The following is a 2,583-nucleotide window of genomic DNA, read 5'->3' as shown; positions in this document are numbered from 1 at the left end:
CTTGAACAATTTCTCCTCCGCCGTAGCTTTGGGCGAGTATCTCGATGCGATCACCGATGACGTGCTCGCGCCCACCGAAGCCACGAAACGCTCGCAATGATTACGCCAGGGGGCGACTGGCACGTCCGGCTTGCTGCTTTGGCCGAGAAAGATTTTCGCCACATACTGCGCTGGTCTACTGAGCATTTCGGCGCTGCGCAGGCACGCGACTATGCACGCACCCTCACAACCACGCTGCAGGATCTGTCGTTTGGTCCAGAGATACCCGGCGTGCGTCACCGGGACGAAATCTCGCCAGGCCTCATGACACTTCACGTCGCACACAATAGACGTAGAGGTCGGCATTTTGTGATGTTTCGCGTCAGCGCCGAACAGGTTCGCCATATCGACGTGCTGCGCATATTGCATGATGCAATGGATCTTCCGGCCCACGCCTGACTCTCACCCGCCCTGCCCGATAATATCGGCACGTCATTTACGGGAATCCGCATGAAATCGACCCGCTGCGCCGCCCTGCTGCGCCACGCGCTGGCCCTTTGCGCGAGCACACTCGCCATCGGCACTGTCCACGCCGAGCAGATCGGCAGCGTGAACACCAACTTCCGCATGACCGGCTCGGACAAGGTCGTCGTCGAGGCTTACGACGATCCCGCCGTGCAAGGCGTGACCTGCTACGTGTCCCGCGCGCGCACCGGCGGCGTGAAAGGCACGCTCGGCATCGCCGAAGACCCGACCGAAGCGTCCATCGCCTGCCGCCAGGTCGGGCCGATCAGCTTCGCCGCCCCGCTCAAGCAACAGGCCGATGTCTTCAGCGAACGCATGTCGTTCCTCTTCAAGACATTGCACGTGGTGCGTGTGGTCGATACGAAACGCAACGCCCTCGTCTATCTGACCTACAGCGACCGCGTCGTGAGCGGCAGCGCGAAAAACAGCGTCACCGCCGTGCCGATGCCCGCCGGCACGACAATTCCCGTGCGCTAAACTGCAAGGATTCGCCACCGCGTTCGTGACCGCCCTTGCCATGACCCGCCCCACTTTTCGCGATTCCGCCCGTTACTGGCGCTCGCCGCTGTTGCCCGGCGCGGATCTGCTCACGGCCGAATATCACGACCACGAATTCACCGCGCACTGGCATGACGCCTACACGGTTCCCGTCATCGAGGAAGGCGCCGAATGCTATCGCTACAGCGGCGCGCACCATGTCGCGCAGGCCGGCAGCGTGCCCGTGATCAATCCCGGCGAACTTCACACGGGCGCGCGCGCCGTGGACGAGGGCTGGCGCTATCGCGTCATGTACGTGCCGGTGGACTACCTTCACGCGCTCGCCAACGAGATCGCGGGCCAGGCGCAGCCGCTGCCCTGGTTCGATTCCGAGGTAATCCGCGATCTGGATCTCGCACGCCGCGTAGCGCGCGCGCATCGCCTGATGGAAGCGCAGGCCGCCAATGGCGCGACAGCAGTGACTGCAGTGACTGCAGCGCCCGCCGACCTGCTGGCCGCCGAAGACGCGCTGATCGACGCCCTCTCGACGCTGCTGACTCGCCACGGCCGCACGCGCGCCACGCCGCTTGCGCCCGCGCAACACGAACCGCGCGTCGACACCATGAAGGCGCTGCTCGCCGCCGATCTCGCCACGCCATTGCGCGTGGCCGATCTCGCCCAGGCCATCGGCCTGTCGCCGTTCCACGCGACGCGTCTTTTCACCCAGGCCACCGGCCTGCCGCCGCACGCCTGGCGCACGCAGTTGCGGCTGCAGCGGGCGCTGGCGCCCTTGCGCGCGGGCGTGGCGGTCGCCGATGTCGCCGCCGCGCAGGGCTTCACCGATCAGAGTCACTTCACGCGCCACTTCAGACGCATGTTCGGCGTGCCGCCGGGGCGCTGGCAGATGGCCTGAATCGAGGTCCGAAGCTCGGTCCCAGGCGCGGTCCAAAACGCGACCGAATCGCAAGAACGTACAAGCCACGCACCGCCTGGCTCGCTAAGCTGCTTCTTCGTATCAGGAGAACGGCTTGGCTACGCAACCGCAGACGCAACCCCACACGCACCCTCATCGCTTCAAGGAACTCGTCGCCGGCGCGCGCGACACCGTGCCGATGATGATCGGCGCTGCGCCCTTCGGCATCATTTTCGGCACGCTCGTCGCCACAGGGCCGCTCGCGCTCTGGCATGGCCAGTTGATGTCGCTCGTGGTGTTCGCTGGCTCGGCGCAGTTCATTGCGCTCGGCCTGATCGCCTCGCATGCGAGTTTCGCCGTGATCTGGGCCACCACGCTCATCGTTAATCTGCGCCACGTGCTCTATAGCGCGACGCTCGCGCCCTATGTGTCGCATCTGCCGCTGCGCTGGCGTCTCGCGCTCGGCGCACTGCTCACCGACGAGGTGTTCGCCGTCGCCTGGGCGTATTTCCGCGGTCATGCGCCGGGCGATGTTTCGCCGTGGCACTTCCTCGGCTCGGGGCTGGCGATGTATCTGAACTGGCAGGTCTGGACCGCTGCGGGCCTGCTGTTCGGCGCGGCGTTTCCGGGGCTGCAGTCGCTCGGGCTGGACTTCGCGATGGTTGCCACCTTTATCGCTATCGTCGTGC

The 2,583-nt window shown here is 65.5% G+C and carries 4 protein-coding genes; all 4 read left to right on the top strand.

The genetic code is table 11. The annotated features are described in order from the left end of the window. The first annotated feature begins 96 nt into the window (after positions 1–96). Positions 97–438, top strand: coding sequence for a type II toxin-antitoxin system RelE/ParE family toxin (locus tag VG320_RS30015; RefSeq protein ID WP_327203714.1), 342 nt, complete (start codon positions 97–99; stop codon positions 436–438). A 51-nt stretch (positions 439–489) separates the two neighbouring features. Beyond that, positions 490–981 (top strand): CreA family protein, encoded by a 492-nt coding sequence (locus VG320_RS30010; RefSeq protein WP_327203713.1) that lies wholly within the window; start codon positions 490–492, stop codon positions 979–981. 40 nt (positions 982–1,021) lie between these two features. Continuing rightward, the gene (locus VG320_RS30005; protein WP_327203712.1) at positions 1,022–1,894 is read left to right on the top strand and encodes an AraC family transcriptional regulator; all 873 of its coding nucleotides are present in this window, start codon (positions 1,022–1,024) and stop codon (positions 1,892–1,894) included. 199 nt (positions 1,895–2,093) lie between these two features. Next, positions 2,094–2,583, top strand: a 490-nt coding sequence (locus VG320_RS30000; protein WP_327203715.1) for an AzlC family ABC transporter permease, incomplete at its 3' end; no start/stop codon positions are given.

Source organism: Paraburkholderia sp. (assembly GCF_035948235.1).
In the GTDB taxonomy this organism is placed as follows: domain Bacteria; phylum Pseudomonadota; class Gammaproteobacteria; order Burkholderiales; family Burkholderiaceae; genus Paraburkholderia.
The sequence above is the reverse complement of the archived record's forward strand: the minus strand, read 5'-3'. Positions and strand labels throughout refer to the sequence as shown.

What these genes read in the sequence shown, in the direction of transcription:
- VG320_RS30005 (WP_327203712.1), top strand. Translation starts at nt 1,022, where the DNA reads ATGACCCGCCCCACTTTTCGCGATTCCGCCCGTTACTGGCGCTCGCCG.
- VG320_RS30010 (WP_327203713.1), top strand. Translation starts at nt 490, where the DNA reads ATGAAATCGACCCGCTGCGCCGCCCTGCTGCGCCACGCGCTGGCCCTT.
- VG320_RS30015 (WP_327203714.1), top strand. Translation starts at nt 97, where the DNA reads ATGATTACGCCAGGGGGCGACTGGCACGTCCGGCTTGCTGCTTTGGCC.